Annotated in this window: 1 protein-coding gene; it reads left to right on the top strand. The window is 73.0% G+C overall.

Annotated elements, in window-relative coordinates; all coding sequences use genetic code 11:
- The coding region (locus QSK22_RS33240) for an IS481 family transposase (RefSeq protein WP_285498471.1) at positions 1 to 882 on the top strand (882 nt) is incomplete at both ends.

The raw sequence follows: 882 nt of genomic DNA, 5'->3' as shown, positions 1-882 counted from the left end.
GGCCGCTGCGCCGGGCCGCCGAACGGTTCGGCGTCAGCCACACCACCGCCGCACGATGGGCCGCCCGCTACCGGCAGCTGGGCGCCGCCGGCATGCACGACCGCTCCAGCCGCCCGCATCACAGCCCCAACCGGACACCACCGCGCATCGAGGCGCAGGTGATCGCCCTGCGCCGGGCGCACCGCATCGGCCCGCTCCGCCTGGCCGCCCGCACCGGCATCGCCCCCTCCACCGCGCACCGCATCCTGACCCGCCACGGCCTGCCGCCCCTGGCCGCCTGCGACCGGGCCACCGGCGAACCCATCCGCCGCTACGAGCACCAACGCCCCGGCGACCTGGTCCACATCGACGTCAAGAAACTCGGCCGCATCCCCGACGGCGGCGGGCACAGGGCCCTCGGGCGCGCCGCAGGCCGCGCCAACCGGCACCGCGACGGCGGCGGCCACCTGTACCTGCACACCGCCCTGGACGACCACTCCCGCCTGGCCTACACCGAGGCCCTGGCCGATGAGACCGCCGCCACCTGCGCCGCGTTCCTGGTCCGCGCCACGGCCTGGTTCGCCGCCCGCGGCATCACCATCCAGCGCGTCCTGACCGACAACGCCTGGGCCTACACCAAGACCACCTGGCGCACCACCTGCGCCCAGCTAGGCATCAACCCACGCTGGACCCGGCCCTGGCGGCCCCAGACCAACGGCAAGGTCGAACGATTCCACCGCACCCTGCTCGAAGAATGGGCCTACCACCAGCCCTACACCTCAGAAACCCAACGACAAGCCGCATTCGGCGACTGGCTCGACTGGTACAACTACCACCGACCCCACACCGGCATCGCAGGCCAAACCCCAGCCAGCCGCGTCACCAACCTGTCCGAACAGCACA

Source organism: Actinomadura sp. NBRC 104425 (genome assembly GCF_030269545.1).
GTDB lineage: Bacteria > Actinomycetota > Actinomycetes > Streptosporangiales > Streptosporangiaceae > Spirillospora > Spirillospora keratinilytica.
The sequence above is the reverse complement of the archived record's forward strand: the minus strand, read 5'-3'. Positions and strand labels throughout refer to the sequence as shown.